Consider the following 597-nt stretch of genomic DNA (forward strand, 5'->3'; position numbering starts at 1 on the left):
GAGCTCCCACACGAATTGCTTGATTCACTGGTTAGACGATTGGGTCTGTAGCTCAGTTGGTTAGAGCGCACCCCTGATAAGGGTGAGGTCGGCAGTTCGAATCTGCCCAGACCCACCAATTGTTGTGGTGTGCTGCTGATCCGATAAGGGGCCATAGCTCAGCTGGGAGAGCGCCTGCTTTGCACGCAGGAGGTCAGGAGTTCGATCCTCCTTGGCTCCACCATTAATCGTCGAAAGCTCAGACATGAATGTTCAGGTTGAACGAACATTGATGTCTGGTCTTTGTGCCAGAACTGTTCTTTAAAAATTTGGGTATGTGATAGAAGTAGACTGAATAATCTCTTTCACTGGTGATTATTCAAGTCAAGGTAAAATTTGCGAGTTCAAGCGCGAATTTTCGGCGAATGTCGTCTTCACGTTAGAGACAATAACCAGATTGCTTGGGGTTATATGGTCAAGTGAAGAAGCGCATACGGTGGATGCCTTGGCAGTCAGAGGCGATGAAAGACGTGGTAGCCTGCGATAAGCTTCGGGGAGTCGGCAAACAGACTTTGATCCGGAGATCTCTGAATGGGGAAACCCACTCAGCATAAGCTG

The 597-nt window shown here is 48.7% G+C and carries 2 tRNA genes and 1 rRNA gene; all 3 read left to right on the forward strand.

From position 1 onward, the window contains the following. Window positions 1-41 precede the first annotated feature (41 nt). A tRNA-Ile gene (locus PNI01S_RS28140) sits at window positions 42-118 on the forward strand. Window positions 119-147: 29 nt separating this feature from the next. Then, window positions 148-223, forward strand: a tRNA-Ala gene (locus PNI01S_RS28145). A gap of 229 nt (window positions 224-452) precedes the next feature. Then, window positions 453-597 (forward strand): 23S ribosomal RNA (locus PNI01S_RS28150); the annotation flags it as partial.

The sequence above is a fragment of the Pseudomonas nitroreducens NBRC 12694 genome (assembly GCF_002091755.1).
Lineage (GTDB): Bacteria > Pseudomonadota > Gammaproteobacteria > Pseudomonadales > Pseudomonadaceae > Pseudomonas > Pseudomonas nitroreducens.